The organism is Geobacillus sp. FSL K6-0789 (genome assembly GCF_038593135.1).
GTDB classification, from domain to species: domain Bacteria; phylum Bacillota; class Bacilli; order Bacillales; family Anoxybacillaceae; genus Geobacillus; species Geobacillus stearothermophilus.
In genome coordinates this window covers 2765756-2779846 of sequence record NZ_CP151966.1, presented here as the reverse complement: position 1 = coordinate 2779846, position 14091 = coordinate 2765756, and the positions used below count along the sequence as shown (strand labels likewise).

The following is a 14091-nucleotide window of genomic DNA, read 5'->3' as shown; positions in this document are numbered from 1 at the left end:
GCAACAAACCGCGAATTTTTGAAAGAGCAGTTTATGGACATGCTTCGTAAGGAAAAGATCCGGTTCGAAGACGTGCCGAAGAAAGTGACGCAGCAAATGCTTTTGCAATATCGTTTTAGCGCAGCGTTAAAACATCACCGCGGATCTCCTTCAGCGTTCATCCAGTATCTTTTCCCTAACCAATTTTCACTCGATGATTTTCACACAAAACCAAACGGCTATTGGAAAGATATCAAGAATGTCAGACAGGTCATTATTGATTTGATTGAAAGGGAGGGAGTAGCCGAGCAGGATGTCCCGCGCTTTATGACGAAACAGCGGCTGATGGCGGAAGGGCTGACTGGTCTGTTACATGAATATCACGGTTCGCCGATTGAGATTATAGAGGCGGTGTTTCCGGGGAAGTATGATGTGACAGAGTTTCAGCGTGTGCCGAACCAACATTGGCATTCGCCGCAAAACCGGGTGCAGGCGCTGCGGACGTTTTGTGCCAAGCGGGGGATCGGCCGCGAGGAGTTGCCGAGGTTAAACCGGGCGTATTTTCGCAAGCATTTTCCACGGTTTATCAGCATGGTCGATCGTCATTACGACAGCAAATTTTACCGTTGGATTATGGAATCATTCCCCGAATATACATTTCAGCCTGAGGAATTTAATTTGCTAGTTGGGATTGACGGGCAATTGTGTGATTCAAAAGAAGAACTAGAAATCCATAACTTTTTGATTCGCGAGGTCGTTGATGGGAAAGTGGAAAGAGAAGGATGTCGTTTTGTGAACCAAGAATATGACGAAGTACACGAGTGTTGATTATCCAAAATTAGACATACGCCTTCCATAAATTTGGGCATACTCAAACAAAGCAGCGGCCATCCCGGATTTCCAATCGAGAGGAAGCTGCCCAGAGAAAAAACGGCGAACAAACGAAATGAAGGAAAGAGAGACGTTCGTCCGTTTTTTGGTTTGATCATACAGCCATCGCAGCAACACATACGCGATGAACGCCGCAAACAGTTGGTTGTATACCGCATTTTCCGTCGTGCCAAACAAGGTCGGGACATTCAGATATTGCTTCACCCAACGGAAAAAGATCTCAACAGTCCAACGTTGTTGGTACATGTCGGCAATGGTTTCCGCAGACGCATGGAAGAGGTTCGTCACGACCCGAATGTCGCGGCCATTCGCATCTCGAAAGATCACTACCCGGTGACGCTTGGTGGAGCGGTATTGTTTCGTTCCCAACTGGCACGTGAAGTCGGCTTGAACCGATGAAGATGCGCTCGGAAGGCGGTTCAAGCTTTTTTTCTGATGAAGTTCGATGTTGTCCTTCATCCGAATGACAAAGAGCTGATGCTGCTCCACAAATCGATCGAGGCGTTCGATTTTGAAATACGCCCGGTCTTCCACCAGCACTTGTTGAGCGTTCGTCAACTGTTCTCCCACCGGGCCATCATGACGCAGTCCGATGGTTTCCACCACGTCTGCCGGCAACGAGGATTCCGGCGAATACGCGACGTGCAGCTTCACTCCGGCGCGTTCGCCGTGATACGGAGCCCATGGGAGGCGGTTTTTCCCGACCGTGACGGTCGTCGAATCCACCACCCGAAGCGGTTTGGGAAACCGAAGCGAACGGCGGGTTTGGCGGTTGCACTTGGAAATGATCAACGCCAACAAGCGTTTCATGATGTCATAGGGAACTTCTTTCGCTTTCTTGGATACAGTTGAATAATGGAATCGCGGCAATCCATACAGAGGCCCCACATCGGCTCCGTGGCGAAAGCTTTTCCATTGATGCATGGCGGCCAGCAGGAAGAAGTGAATCAACTCGCGCAACGTAAAGGTTCGAGACGAATCACGATACCCAACCGCTTCGGCAATCAGTTGAATCTCTTCATCCGAAACAAGTTTTTGCATCAAATTCGGGAGTGTGGTATGCTTGTTCATAGAGAGCACCTCCTGGGTTTGTTTGTGTTGCTACTCACATTCTACAGGAAAGGTGCTCTTTTTTCTATACCCTTTGGATTTTATTGGATAATCAACACGCCTGGACGAAGTATATATCCCTGACTGGGTGATTGAACAAAACGGCAGAAAGTGGATTGTCGAATATTTCGGACTATATGGTTCGACGCGTTACAAGTGGTATACGGAGAAGGCGGACCGAAAAATGCAGTTTTACCATTCGCTCGCCGATTATACGTTGATTGTGATCATGCCTGATGATTTTCGGGAAAAAGGTTTTCAAAGAATTGTGTCCCTTTTGATTAGTAATGGGATGCAGCTTCATGTTCATTGCTCTCATTGTTACTAAAGGACTGTAGATGAGCAAATTCACTTACATAAATTGACAACTAAACAAAAAAGGAGACATGAACCGGACTCCTTGGGTAAAATAGATGTGCTCAAAACCCATTCACACAAGGAGGTTCATGTCTCATGAATAGATTAGCACATCACCAAGGAATCCACAAGTTTTTCTTCACGCTGGGGTTGACGCTGCAGCTTTCCAAACCGGTCATCAAGCATCTCATTCATATTGTCGATGCCTTGACCACCAAGGGATTCTCGGGAACATTGACTGATATTCATTACTGGAGCTTTCATCCGAATCATCGAACGACGCTCCGTCACTTTTTCACGAAAAGCCCTTGGAACGAGGAAAGGCTGCTTGGGAAGCTTCAAGAGTGGATCCTTTCCCAGGTCGAACGACTGGCCAAACGGAAGAATCAACCCCTTTTTGTTTCGATTGATGATACGATTTGCCAAAAAACAAAGCCTTCGTCACGGGCTGTGCACGCCATTCAAGGGTGCGACTGGCACTACTCGCATAAAGATCATCAATCGGTCTGGGGGCATTCGCTCGTTTGGCTGATGGTGCACACCTTCACGCAGGCGTTCCCATTTGCGTTCCGCCTGTATGACAAGAAAGCGGGAAAAAGCAAGATCGACCTGGCGATCGAGATGCTTTCCTCGCTCAAGGTGAAGCGGGCTCAGCCGGTGTATGTGCTCATGGATTCGTGGTATCCGTCTAAGAAGCTCATCGAAGCCTGTCTGAAACAGGGATTCCATGTCATCGCGATGCTCAAGACGAACCGGATTCTCTACCCGAAAGGCATCGCCATCCAAGCCAAGCAGTTTGCCCGCTATATCGAGTCCAAAGACACCCGCCTCGTCACGGTGGGGCAGGAGCGTTATCGCGTGTATCGCTATGAGGGGGCCATCCATGGCCTCGATGACGCGGTGGTGCTGCTGGCTTGGAAGGCGGATCAGCCGATGGCGCCGGAACATCTTCATTGCATCTTGAGCACCGACCGGGAACTCGGGGACGAAGACATCTTGCGTTACTATGCTCAGCGTTGGACGATCGAGTGCTTTTTCCGGCAGGCGAAAGATCAACTGAAGCTGGATGGATACCGCGTTCGCCACATTCGGGCGGTGAAACGGTATTGGGCGGTGGTGCTGCTCTCCTGCGTGTACAGCATCGCCGAATCCCGACAAAACCTCTCCACCGGGCTGGAGCTTCTTCGGTCGCGGAAAGACCACAGCGTCGTCGAGTTCATTTATGACGCTGCGAAGCAAGATATTCCCATTGATGTGATCAAAAAACAGCTCCGTATCGCGTAAGGGGTACCCTGTTTGTCTCTCTAACCATGGAAATTATTGTAATGAAAAATGCTCATCTACAGTAAAGGAGAGAAACTTTTAGGATTAAAACTGTCATCGTTTAAATTAAAGATGTTGCTTTCTACGATTTTTTATATGTGTGTAAGGTGATTATTGATAAAATGATAATAAGGTAGCGTCAAAAGTTCTATGAAAACTCCACACAGATCATCCCATTGAGCATCGTGGGGCATGCGGAGGGCCGGATTCGCCCTTGACCAACACCCGCCAAAGGTGCGGAAGAGTCGTCAAGGGCGACGGGGACAAAAAAGAAGGCAATAAGAAAGCCGCCCTTGCCATGACCGAATTTTACCTTTGGCGGTGTTCGGTTGGTCAAGGGTTCGCTTCGCCGAATCCGGCAGGAGTTCTGTTCAACGGGCTCCAGAGGACAAAAAAGTCAGGCCGCCTCTTGTTGGAGAAACGCTTGTGCCATGGCGATCAGCTTCGTCCACCGGGCCGGCATATGCGGAAGATCCGCCAGTTCCGGGATGACGACCGGCACCCGGCCTTCGAGCGCGCTGTGTGGGCGCAGAAAGTTGAAATACGCCACAAACAGCGTCACAAAGGACACCGAGCCTTCTTCCGCACCAAACCCATGGGTCGGGCGGTAGTTGCCTTTAAAGGTCCGGTTGAATCGCTCGATGATCTGCTTGAGAGGGCGAAACTCTTCCGAGACCGGATCCTCATTGGTCAGCCCGATCACTTGGCGGACGTCAAATGAAATCCCGTGTTGGGCGAAGAAGTGTTGCGCCAGCAGATAAATCGGGTTGCCATCCACGACGAACGACAAGTCGTCTGGGAGGGACGCTAGCTTCCTGAGGACATCATCGATGGCCTTGATGGCCGAGAGCGTGTCCCGGTTGGGCGAGACGCGATACGACAGCACGATCTTTTTGACGGCGTCAAACATAAAGAACAGGTAATGCCAGCGCCCTTTGACGCGAATATACGTCTCGTCCCCGCAAAACGAACCGGACAGCTCATACGGGAACCGGTCGACAAAGGGCTTGATCCAAAGCGCGACGCTGTTGGCGTAGTTGAGCACCGTCTGATGGGAGATCGAGACGCCATGGATGTCCTTCATGGCGGCGGCGGTCTCCCTCGAGGACATCCCAAAGTTGACGTAGTACGTCAACACGAGCCCCAACACGTGCGGCGACGCAGCCAGCCGGGACAAATCGACCTTCGGCTTGATGAGCGACGAGGAAGCCAACGGGAGAAAGTCAAACAAGAACTCTCGAAACAAATACCGCACCTTGAAGGCTTGAGGATCCTGTTGAAACTGTTGGCGCTCCTTCTTCGTCATCCGGCGAAGGTTGGCCTGGTAAAACGGGCAAGCGTTGTTCTTGCACTTATAGATGTTGTATTCTTTGCGTTCCTTGATTTTTTCCAGCGTCTTTTTGCAGTGCGGGCAGCGAAAGACCGCTTGCTTGGTGAACCGATTTCGGTGGTTGAACCGGCACTGGCACACTTTGCATTGGTATTGCCCTTTTCCGCCGTTATTGGCGTACAGGTAAGAAGAGGGAGCCTGGCAGCGAGGGCAGGTCAACGAATCCGGAACACGGTGTTTCGCATTCGCGCGGCGCTGGATGGGCCGTAAAGGACGTCCGTGCTGGGCTTCATAGTCTGCCAACAGCTTTCGGTAATCAAGGGTTTCCGGCACATCGATGATCGGAAGGTCATCGACCTGAAGTTTCCGGTACGGCTTTTGGATGGGTTCGTCCAAGTCCTCGAGATTCAAGGATTTTCCCACGATCACACCCATCAAATACACAATGATTTGATATTGGGTCTTGATTATTTCGAGCAAATAGGCTAATAATTGAGGTAACAAAGCTTGTCACTCCTTTGTTTTGGCTGTTGGGTGTCGTTACCTCAATGATGGCCGAAAACAACGGGGGTGGCAAGCTTTTTTTCTTCCAACCGTTGAAACTCAAGGGAAAACCGTGAGTGTGGAGGATAAACTTTTGACAATACCGATAATAAAAAGGGAGGCAAACAAATGAAATGGTCAGAGTTACGTAAGCAATATCCGAATCAATTTGTGTTGGTGGAGGCCATTTCGGCTTATTCGCAAAATGGCAAACGGATCATTGAGGAAATGGTAGTGATCGATCGGTACCATAGTGTGTCTGATGCATGGAATGGTTATAAGCAGCAACACAAAACTTTTCCAGAGAAAGAATTATATATTTTTCACACAAGTAAGGAGCAAATAGAGGTAGAAGAACAATATTTTATAGGGATTCGGGGGAGAGTATGAATATAAGAATAGAAAATGGATTACCTATTGTTTCTGTCGAAATAAAGTGTGGTGAAAAAACTGTTCTTTTAACAGACGTGTTGTTGGACACAGGTTGTGCTACGACCATTTTTGATACGGATGCACTCGCACAAATTGGTATCGAATTAGATATTATTAATGGAAGAACAAAACGAATGTACGGAGTAGGCGGATACAGCGAGATTTGTTATGAACAAATCGTAAACAACGTTATAATTGATGGAAAGGAGCTAGCATCATTTTTATTACAACTGGGAATGACTAAAGAAATATATGGTTTTGACGGAATTTTAGGCGTAGACTTTATGGAGAGAACGGGAATGATTATTGATTTTAAAAATTTCATTATTAAATATGGATAAAAGCAATGTTTGAGTTTTGCCAAGAATGTTTTGTGCTTATATTCCTCATCTTGTTTTTTTGTTTTAATGTGATTTTACTCTTTTATATTCCCCTTTTAAGTTTCTACTTCCCCCTCGTTAGTTTTTGCTTATGATACCCCCGCTATTTTCAACAATTGACAAGTATTATACACAAGAAATGAAATTATCATCATCTCCTGATTTTTATATGGATTGCATTTATTGCTCCCCCTTCACAATTCTCCATCTTTATCCGATATAAAACATAGATAGTGTTCATGCAAAGGAGCGGGCGTTATGTCGGTGGAAAGGGTCTCTTCGCATTCTCCTTCTTATTTGTATGAAAGTGTTCGCAATGAAAAGGCAAGCAGCGTGATCGAGTCGCAAAAGCAGAATCATGCTAGCACTTCGGAAGCACCGCAGCAAAACATTCCAAAAGAAAAACTAGAAGAAGTAGTGAAAGGCTTAAACGAATTCCTTCAGCCAAGCCATACGTCGTTAAAGTTTGAACTGCATGACGAGCTGCAGGAATATTACGTACAAATCATTGATGAGCGAACGGATCAGGTCATTCGAGAAATCCCGCCGAAGAAGCTGTTGGATATGTACGCGGCGATGATGGAGTTTGTCGGGCTTTTGGTGGATAAAAAAATTTAACGGTGGTGAGTCGACATGGCGAATACGTTGCGCATCAGCGGCCTCGCGAGCGGGATGGATATCGACCAGATCGTCAAGGACTTAATGAAAGTGGAACGGATGCCGCTTGATAAATTGAAGCAGAAAAAGCAGCTGCTCGAGTGGCAGCGCGATGATTACCGGTCGATGAACACGTTGCTTCAGGGGCTTGACGACTATTTGTTCAGCAACATCACGCTCCAAAGCAGCATGTTCAAAAAAACTGTCTCGAGTTCGAACGAATCGGTCGTCACAGCGACGGCGGGCTCGAGTGCGGCGAACGTGGCGGCGGCGATTCAAGTCAATCAAGTGGCCACATCGGCCGTCTGGCTGTCCGATGAAGCGGTAAGGGTGGACAAGGCGAGTTTTTCCGTTGCCGCTGATACGACGTTGACGATCAATGTGACGAACGGGGATGGGAGCACGAAGCAGGCGACGATCACGGTAAAACAAGGAACGACGCTGGACGGGTTGATCGCCCAGCTCAACAACAATGCGGATCTTGGCGTCAGCGCGTTTTACGATGAAAAAACCGGGCGGATTTCGATCATGAAAAAAGAGACGGGGGCGCAGGCGAGCTTGGTGCTCGCTGATCAGACGACGGCTGACTTTTTCGCGCAAAAGCTTGGGTTTACGGGAGCCGCGGCAGGGCAGGATTTGACAGGAAAAACAGCGGGGCAAGACGTGCAAGTGACGTTGAACGGCTTGACGACGACCCGTTCATCGAACACATTTACGATCAACGGTGTGACGTATACGGTGAAAGGGACGGGGACAGCGACGGTGTCGGTTTCGACCGATGTCGACGCGATGGTGAACGCGATAAAAGGGTTTGTCGATAAATACAATGAAGTGATCGCCAAAATCAACGCCGAGTTGAAAGAAGAGCGCTATCGCGACTATCCGCCGCTCACCGATGAGCAAAAAGAAGCGATGACGGAAAAACAAGTGGAGCTGTGGGAAGAAAAGGCGCGCAGCGGGATGCTTCGCGGCGATTCGATTTTGTCGAGCGCCTTAAGCCAAATGCGGATGAATGTGTACACGAAAGTGGAAGGGGCGAACATCCCGAGCGGGTTCTCGCAGCTCGCGCAAATCGGGATTACGACGTCGTCGAATTACCTTGACGGTGGGAAGTTGATCATTGACGAGACGAAGCTGCGGGAGAAAATCAAGGAAAACCCGGATGCCGTCTATCAACTGTTTAACCAAGACGGGGCGACGGATGCGGAAAAAGGGATCGCCCGCCGCCTGCGTGATACGATCAAAGCGACGATCGGGAAGATTGAGCAAAAAGCGGGGAAGACGATTTGGACGAACCAGCAGTTTGCGATCGGGCGCGATTTAATCGAAATCAATGACCAAATTGACCGCTTCGAAGACCGTTTGAAACAAATTGAAGACCGCTACTATCGCCAATTCACGGCGATGGAAGAGGCGATTCAGCGCGCCAACCAGCAAAGCATGTACTTGATGAACGCCTTTGGCGGCGGCATGCAGGGGTAAGCGGTTTGAAGGCTCAGGCGCTGTCGCGGTGACAGTGGGGGAAGAAGCGACCACGCTCACGGATGGCAACAGATGAAGGGCGTTCGGCGCGGCCCGTTGAATCAGATGATGGCTTTGCGATGGGGTGAACATCATAGAAGAGGAGTGACGGAAGATGGCGACAAACAATCCGTATCAACACTACCAAGCGAACGCGGTGCGGACGGCGTCTCCTGGTGAACTGACGTTGATGCTGTATAACGGGTGCTTGAAGTTTATCAAGCTTGCGCGCCAGGCGATCGAGAAAGGGGACATTGCGGCGCGCAATGAAAATTTGATTAAGGCGCAAAACATCATTTTGGAACTGATGAAGACATTGAAGATGGAGTATGAGGTTGCGAAGTCGATGATGACGATGTATGACTACATCTACCGCCGTCTGATCGAGGCGAATGTGAAAAGCGATGCGGCGATTTTGGATGAAGTGGAAGGGTATGTCGTCGAGTTTCGCGATACGTGGAAGCAAGTGATTCAGCTGAACCGGCAGCGCCAATACGCGGAAGGCGGGCAGGCGTAATGGGCGTTGTGCACGATGTTTGGCGCGCAACGAAGGAGTTGCTTGAGGCGACGGCGCTGCCGTGGCCGTCCGAGGAGCGCGAAGAGCGGCTTGCGGCGGTCGATCGGCTGCTTCGGGAGCGTGAGGAGCTGCTTCGGAAGCTGCGGCCGCCATACAGCGAGGAAGAGCAGCGGCTTGGCCGCGAGATCGTTGCTTGGAATCGAGAGATTGAAGCGCGGCTTCGTCAAGTGCGCGATGAGATTGGCAGTGATTTGCGGATCACCGAGGCGAAGCGGCAGGCGAACGCCTGCTACGTTCATCCGTACGAGCAGCCGCTTTCGATTGACGGGATGTTTTACGATAAAAAGCGATAAAGAAAAGGACAGCGCCGTGCTGTCCTTTTCGCTTCAAACTGCTTTCACAATCGTGATGTTCATCTGTTTCCGCAAGTCGATTTCATACGGGCTTTTCAGCTCCTCGCCCGCTGGATTTTTGATGACGCGGACGATGGGGCGGAGCGGGAAGCCCGGAAACACTTGCGAGACGACGCCGACTTCTCCGGTGTTGAGCTTAACGGTCGTGGCGACGTTGACCGAATGGTGGAAAAAGTAGCCGTTTGAGATGACCAAATCCGACAAGTTGATGAGCAAATCTTCTTGTTTGAGCAAATAGTCCAAAATGTCTTTGAACACGTTTTCGTACTCTTTTCCTAAATCGAGGGAAGACACGCGGCTGAGCAGCTTTTTTTGCTCGATCAAGGCCGTCATCGTCTCGTACACTTTTTTCACCGCCTGCTGGCGCACGGTCGGGCTGATGAGCGGGCGCGGGCGGATGTCATAGGTTTGTTTGTCGTCAATAATATAAATGTATTGAACCCCTTTTTGCGCCAACGAACGGATGTAGCCGTTTGTCAGCCGCACGCCGCGCGACAAAAGGACGCTGCCGTTGGCGGCGAACAAGTCGACAGCGAGCACGTCACCGCTTTTCGCATGGGAAATATGGATTTTTCGCATCGTTTCCACACTCCGTACTTTCCACACCAATTAAGAAAAAACACCCATGCCTGTTTTACCATATTTTCCTACAGTTTTCGCAAAATCTTCGAAAATATTTTTGATTGAAGCAGGGGTTTGATGGGTAATGAAAGAATGTAGGGATCTATAGTTTGAAAATAAGGAGTGGTCAGCGATGATGTATTACATTCGCGGGGAAAACATTGAAGTCACGCCAGCGCTGCGCGAGTACGTGGAGAAAAAAATCGGCAAGTTGGAGCGCTATTTCGACCGCACCGATGACGTGAATGTCCATGTCAATTTAAAAGTCTACAACGATGGACAAGGGAAAATCGAAGTGACCATTCCGATGCCGCATTTGTTGCTTCGGGCGGAAGAGCGCCATAACGATATGTATGCGGCGATCGATTTAGTGACGGATAAACTGGAGCGGCAAATCCGCAAACATAAAACGAAAGTCAATCGGAAGCTGCGCGACCGCGAGAAAGAAGCGAAGCTGGCCGCCCCTGTGCCAAGCGGCGCTGCTGCGGCGGAGGACGACGAGGAATTTGAAATCGTGCGCACGAAACACTTCAGCTTGAAGCCGATGGACAGCGAAGAAGCGATTTTGCAGATGAATTTGTTGGGGCACAACTTCTTCATTTTTACGAATGCCGAGACGAACCGGACGAACATCGTCTACCGCCGCAAAGATGGAAAATACGGATTGATCGAGGCGAATTAAACGGTTGCCTCTTGTGCGCATCCCCTGCTTTTTTGGGCAGGGGATGTTATAATATGCATGAGAAAAATCAAAATGGGGGAGAGCAATGGAGGAATTGTTGCGTCAAATTTTGTCCAAGTTGGACAACATGGAAAAAGGGTTTTTGGTGTTCCAAGAAGAAACTCGCCAACGGTTTGAGCAGATGGATGGCCGTTTGACGGAGATGAACGGACGCCTCGTCGGCCTCGAACGGGAAATGGGCGCGGTGAAAGAGCGGTTAGACCGTGTGGAAACGCGGTTGAAAGGCGTAGAGGCCCGATTGGACGGCGTAGAGACCCGGTTGGATGGTGTAGAGTTCCGATTGGACGGCGTGGAAACGCGGTTGAATGGTGTAGAGACCCGCTTGGACGGCGTGGAAACGCGATTGGGCGGCGTAGAGACCCGATTGGATGGCGTGGAAACGCGATTGGGCGGCGTAGAGACCCGATTGGATGGCGTGGAAACTGAATTGACGGAAGTGAAAGAAACGCTTTATCGCGTCGAAACGCAGCTTGTGGATGATGTGCAAATCTTGCTTCGCAAAATTCACGAAAAAGTGGAGGAGAAAAGTTTTGAAATTTATGCGCTGAATCGGCGGCTTCACCATGCGGAAGCGGCGATTGAGCAACTTCAGTCCAAGTTGTGATCCCCTCTCTTGGACATGCCCCCTCTTGAAGCCTGTGCAACAGTTGTCACTGATCCCTGTATAATGATATGATGATGAAGAAGTGAGTCCATGAAAAATAAGGAGCGTTTCCTATGCTTGGAGTCTTAAAAAAAGTATTTGACCCGAACAAGCGTCATTTGGCAAGGCTTGAGAAAATTGCCGATCAAGTCGACGCGCTCGGTCCGGAGATGGCCCGACTGTCCGATGAACAGTTGCGGCAAAAAACCGAGGAATTCAAAGCCCGCTACCAACAAGGCGAATCGCTCGATGATTTGCTTGTCGAGGCGTTTGCCGTTGTGCGCGAAGGGGCGAAGCGCGTCCTCGGTTTGTACCCATATAAAGTGCAAATTATGGGCGGCGTCGTTTTGCATGAGGGCGACATCGCCGAGATGAAAACGGGTGAAGGGAAAACGTTGACGGCGACGATGCCCGTCTATTTGAACGCCTTGACGGGGCGCGGCGTGCATGTCGTGACGGTCAACGAATACTTGGCGACGCGCGATGCGACGGAAATGGGCAAACTGTATGAGTTTTTAGGCATGACTGTCGGGTTGAACTTAAGCGGCATGTCGCGCGAGGAGAAGCAAGCGGCGTACAACGCCGACATTACGTACGGGACGAACAACGAGTTTGGCTTTGACTATTTGCGCGACAACATGGTGCTTTATAAGGAGCATATGGTGCAGCGGCCGCTGCATTTTGCCGTGATCGACGAGGTTGACTCGATTTTGATCGATGAAGCGCGGACGCCGCTCATCATTTCAGGGACGGCGCAGAAGTCGACCAAGCTGTATGTGCAGGCGAACGCGTTTGTCCGCACGCTGCGCAAAGATGTCGATTACACATACGATGAAAAATCGAAAAGCGTCCAGCTGACGGAAGAAGGAATGAACAAAGCCGAGCGGGCGTTTGGCATCGACAACTTGTTTGATTTGAAGCACGTGACGCTCAACCACCATATTCAGCTGGCGCTGCGGGCGCATGTTGTGATGCAGCGCGATGTCGACTACGTCGTGCAAGACGGAAAAGTGATCATCGTCGACCCGTTCACCGGGCGCTTGATGCATGGCCGCCGCTACAGCGATGGGCTTCATCAAGCCATTGAGGCGAAGGAAGGGCTCGAGATTCAAAACGAGTCGATGACGTTGGCCACGATTACGTTCCAAAACTATTTCCGCATGTATGAAAAACTCGCGGGGATGACGGGGACGGCGAAAACAGAAGAGGAAGAGTTCCGCAACATTTACAACATGCGCGTCGTCGTCATTCCGACGAACCGCCCGGTGATCCGGGAGGACCGTCCGGATTTGATTTATCGGACGATGGAAGGGAAGTTCCGCGCCGTGGTTGAGGACATCGCCGCCCGCCATGCGAAAGGGCAGCCGGTGTTGGTCGGCACGGTGGCGATCGAGACGTCGGAGCTGTTGTCGGAGATGTTGAAAAAACGCGGCATCCCGCACAACGTCTTAAACGCGAAAAACCATGCGAAAGAGGCGGAGATCATCGCCCAAGCAGGACAAAAAGGCGCGGTGACGATCGCGACGAACATGGCCGGGCGCGGGACGGACATTAAGCTTGGCGAAGGGGTCAAGGAGCTTGGCGGATTGGCCGTCATCGGCACGGAGCGTCACGAAAGCCGGCGGATTGACAACCAGCTGCGCGGCCGCTCGGGACGCCAAGGCGATCCGGGGGTGTCGCAGTTCTATTTGTCGCTTGAGGATGAGTTGATGCGCCGCTTCGGTTCCGAGAGCTTGATGGCGATGATGGACCGCCTGGGGATGGACGATTCGCAGCCGATCCAAAGCAAAATGGTGACACGGGCCGTTGAGTCGGCGCAAAAACGGGTCGAAGGCAACAACTTCGACGCCCGCAAGCAACTGCTTCAATATGACGATGTCCTGCGCGAACAGCGGGAAATCATTTACCGCCAGCGCTATGAAGTGCTTGATTCCGACAACTTGCGCGACATTATCGAAAAGATGATCCAATCGGTGATCGAGCGCGTCGTCAACGCTCATACGCCGAAAGAAGAGGTTCCGGAAGAATGGAATTTGAAAGGGCTCGTTGAGTATCTCAACGCCCATCTGCTTCCGGAAGGGGATGTAACGGAAGCTGACTTGCGCGGCAAAGAGCCCGAAGAGATGATCGAGCTGATTTGGGAAAAAGTAAAAGTGCGCTATGATGAGAAAGAAGCGCAAATCCCGCCGGAACAAATGCGCGAGTTTGAACGCGTCGTCGTCTTGCGCGCCGTCGATATGAAATGGATGAACCATATCGACGCGATGGAGCAGCTCCGCCAAGGCATCCATTTGCGCGCCTACGGGCAAGTCGACCCGCTGCGCGAATACCAAATGGAAGGCTATGCGATGTTTGAAAACATGATTGCCGCGATTGAAGAGGAAGTCGCCACCTATATCATGAAGGCGGAAATCCACCATAACCTTGAGCGCCAAGAGGTGGCCAAAGGCGAAGCGGTTCACCCGAAAGAAGACGGCGAAGAGCCGAAGAAAAAACCGGTCCGCAAGGCGGTGCGCGTCGGCCGCAACGATCCGTGCCCGTGCGGGAGCGGGAAGAAATATAAACATTGTTGCGGAAGAACGGTGTAACGGTTTATAAATAATAGGGGGGCGCTGCCTCCCTTTTGAATGGC

Annotated in this window: 14 protein-coding genes; 11 read left to right on the top strand and 3 right to left on the bottom strand. The window is 50.6% G+C overall.

Going from position 1 to position 14091, the window contains the following annotated elements; genetic code table 11:
- The first annotated feature begins 39 nt into the window (after nt 1-39).
- Complete coding sequence (locus NSQ51_RS14850) at nt 40-807, top strand: hypothetical protein (protein WP_342462701.1); 768 nt, start codon at nt 40-42, stop codon at nt 805-807.
- Here the strand turns inward: NSQ51_RS14850 and NSQ51_RS14845 are convergent, their stop codons facing one another.
- Entirely contained in the window at nt 808-1941 is a 1134-nt protein-coding gene (locus tag NSQ51_RS14845; RefSeq protein WP_121678437.1) for an IS4 family transposase, read from the bottom strand.
- 492 nt (nt 1942-2433) lie between these two features.
- Between NSQ51_RS14845 and NSQ51_RS14840 the strand changes: the two genes are divergently transcribed.
- A complete protein-coding gene (locus NSQ51_RS14840) occupies nt 2434-3621 on the top strand; it encodes an IS701 family transposase (RefSeq protein ID WP_033015014.1) in 1188 nt (395 codons plus the stop codon).
- Nucleotides 3622-4057: 436 nt separating this feature from the next.
- Here the strand turns inward: NSQ51_RS14840 and NSQ51_RS14835 are convergent, their stop codons facing one another.
- On the bottom strand, nt 4058-5494 hold the full coding sequence (locus tag NSQ51_RS14835; RefSeq protein WP_047817981.1) for a DDE-type integrase/transposase/recombinase: 1437 nt from the start codon (nt 5492-5494) through the stop codon (nt 4058-4060).
- 168 nt (nt 5495-5662) lie between these two features.
- Here NSQ51_RS14835 and NSQ51_RS14830 point away from each other — a divergent pair, with 168 nt between their 5' ends.
- From NSQ51_RS14830 to NSQ51_RS14805, 6 genes are all read left to right on the top strand, one after another.
- The gene (locus NSQ51_RS14830) at nt 5663-5923 is read left to right on the top strand and encodes a hypothetical protein (RefSeq protein WP_121674101.1); all 261 of its coding nucleotides are present in this window, start codon (nt 5663-5665) and stop codon (nt 5921-5923) included.
- On the top strand, nt 5920-6306 hold the full coding sequence (locus NSQ51_RS14825) for a hypothetical protein (protein ID WP_033014989.1): 387 nt from the start codon (nt 5920-5922) through the stop codon (nt 6304-6306). The genes NSQ51_RS14830 and NSQ51_RS14825 overlap by 4 nt, the downstream gene beginning before the upstream one ends.
- Nucleotides 6307-6603: 297 nt before the next feature.
- Nucleotides 6604-6963, top strand: coding sequence for a flagellar protein FlaG (flaG, locus tag NSQ51_RS14820; protein ID WP_121650109.1), 360 nt, complete (start codon nt 6604-6606; stop codon nt 6961-6963).
- A gap of 15 nt (nt 6964-6978) precedes the next feature.
- Nucleotides 6979-8484, top strand: a complete 1506-nt coding sequence (locus NSQ51_RS14815; protein ID WP_121650110.1) for a flagellar hook-associated protein 2 — start codon at nt 6979-6981, stop codon at nt 8482-8484.
- A gap of 154 nt (nt 8485-8638) precedes the next feature.
- Entirely contained in the window at nt 8639-9040 is a 402-nt protein-coding gene (fliS, locus tag NSQ51_RS14810; protein WP_121650111.1) for a flagellar export chaperone FliS, read from the top strand.
- Nucleotides 9040-9393 (top strand): flagellar protein FliT, encoded by a 354-nt coding sequence (locus NSQ51_RS14805; RefSeq protein WP_121650112.1) that lies wholly within the window; start codon nt 9040-9042, stop codon nt 9391-9393. The genes fliS and NSQ51_RS14805 overlap by 1 nt, the downstream gene beginning before the upstream one ends.
- A 33-nt stretch (nt 9394-9426) precedes the next feature.
- On the opposite strand, the gene NSQ51_RS14800 is transcribed toward NSQ51_RS14805, so the two are convergent.
- Nucleotides 9427-10032 (bottom strand): hypothetical protein, encoded by a 606-nt coding sequence (locus tag NSQ51_RS14800; RefSeq protein WP_121650113.1) that lies wholly within the window; start codon nt 10030-10032, stop codon nt 9427-9429.
- 175 nt (nt 10033-10207) lie between these two features.
- Here NSQ51_RS14800 and raiA point away from each other — a divergent pair, with 175 nt between their 5' ends.
- From raiA to secA, 3 genes are all read left to right on the top strand, one after another.
- Nucleotides 10208-10756, top strand: coding sequence for a ribosome-associated translation inhibitor RaiA (gene raiA / locus NSQ51_RS14795; RefSeq protein WP_049626422.1), 549 nt, complete (start codon nt 10208-10210; stop codon nt 10754-10756).
- 85 nt (nt 10757-10841) lie between these two features.
- Nucleotides 10842-11420 carry a tropomyosin gene (locus NSQ51_RS14790; protein ID WP_121650114.1) on the top strand — a complete coding sequence of 193 codons (579 nt, stop codon included), beginning with the start codon at nt 10842-10844 and terminating at the stop codon, nt 11418-11420.
- Between the two features lie 113 nt (nt 11421-11533).
- On the top strand, nt 11534-14047 hold the full coding sequence (gene secA / locus NSQ51_RS14785; RefSeq protein WP_049624809.1) for a preprotein translocase subunit SecA: 2514 nt from the start codon (nt 11534-11536) through the stop codon (nt 14045-14047).
- The last annotated feature ends 44 nt before the right edge of the window (nt 14048-14091 follow it).

What these genes read in the sequence shown, in the direction of transcription:
- NSQ51_RS14850 (WP_342462701.1), top strand. Translation starts at nt 40, where the DNA reads ATGCTTCGTAAGGAAAAGATCCGGTTCGAAGACGTGCCGAAGAAAGTG.
- NSQ51_RS14845 (WP_121678437.1), bottom strand. Translation starts at nt 1,941, where the DNA reads ATGAACAAGCATACCACACTCCCGAATTTGATGCAAAAACTTGTTTCG.
- NSQ51_RS14840 (WP_033015014.1), top strand. Translation starts at nt 2,434, where the DNA reads ATGAATAGATTAGCACATCACCAAGGAATCCACAAGTTTTTCTTCACG.
- NSQ51_RS14830 (WP_121674101.1), top strand. Translation starts at nt 5,663, where the DNA reads ATGAAATGGTCAGAGTTACGTAAGCAATATCCGAATCAATTTGTGTTG.
- NSQ51_RS14825 (WP_033014989.1), top strand. Translation starts at nt 5,920, where the DNA reads ATGAATATAAGAATAGAAAATGGATTACCTATTGTTTCTGTCGAAATA.
- flaG (WP_121650109.1), top strand. Translation starts at nt 6,604, where the DNA reads ATGTCGGTGGAAAGGGTCTCTTCGCATTCTCCTTCTTATTTGTATGAA.
- NSQ51_RS14815 (WP_121650110.1), top strand. Translation starts at nt 6,979, where the DNA reads ATGGCGAATACGTTGCGCATCAGCGGCCTCGCGAGCGGGATGGATATC.
- fliS (WP_121650111.1), top strand. Translation starts at nt 8,639, where the DNA reads ATGGCGACAAACAATCCGTATCAACACTACCAAGCGAACGCGGTGCGG.
- NSQ51_RS14805 (WP_121650112.1), top strand. Translation starts at nt 9,040, where the DNA reads ATGGGCGTTGTGCACGATGTTTGGCGCGCAACGAAGGAGTTGCTTGAG.
- NSQ51_RS14800 (WP_121650113.1), bottom strand. Translation starts at nt 10,032, where the DNA reads ATGCGAAAAATCCATATTTCCCATGCGAAAAGCGGTGACGTGCTCGCT.
- raiA (WP_049626422.1), top strand. Translation starts at nt 10,208, where the DNA reads ATGATGTATTACATTCGCGGGGAAAACATTGAAGTCACGCCAGCGCTG.
- NSQ51_RS14790 (WP_121650114.1), top strand. Translation starts at nt 10,842, where the DNA reads ATGGAGGAATTGTTGCGTCAAATTTTGTCCAAGTTGGACAACATGGAA.
- secA (WP_049624809.1), top strand. Translation starts at nt 11,534, where the DNA reads ATGCTTGGAGTCTTAAAAAAAGTATTTGACCCGAACAAGCGTCATTTG.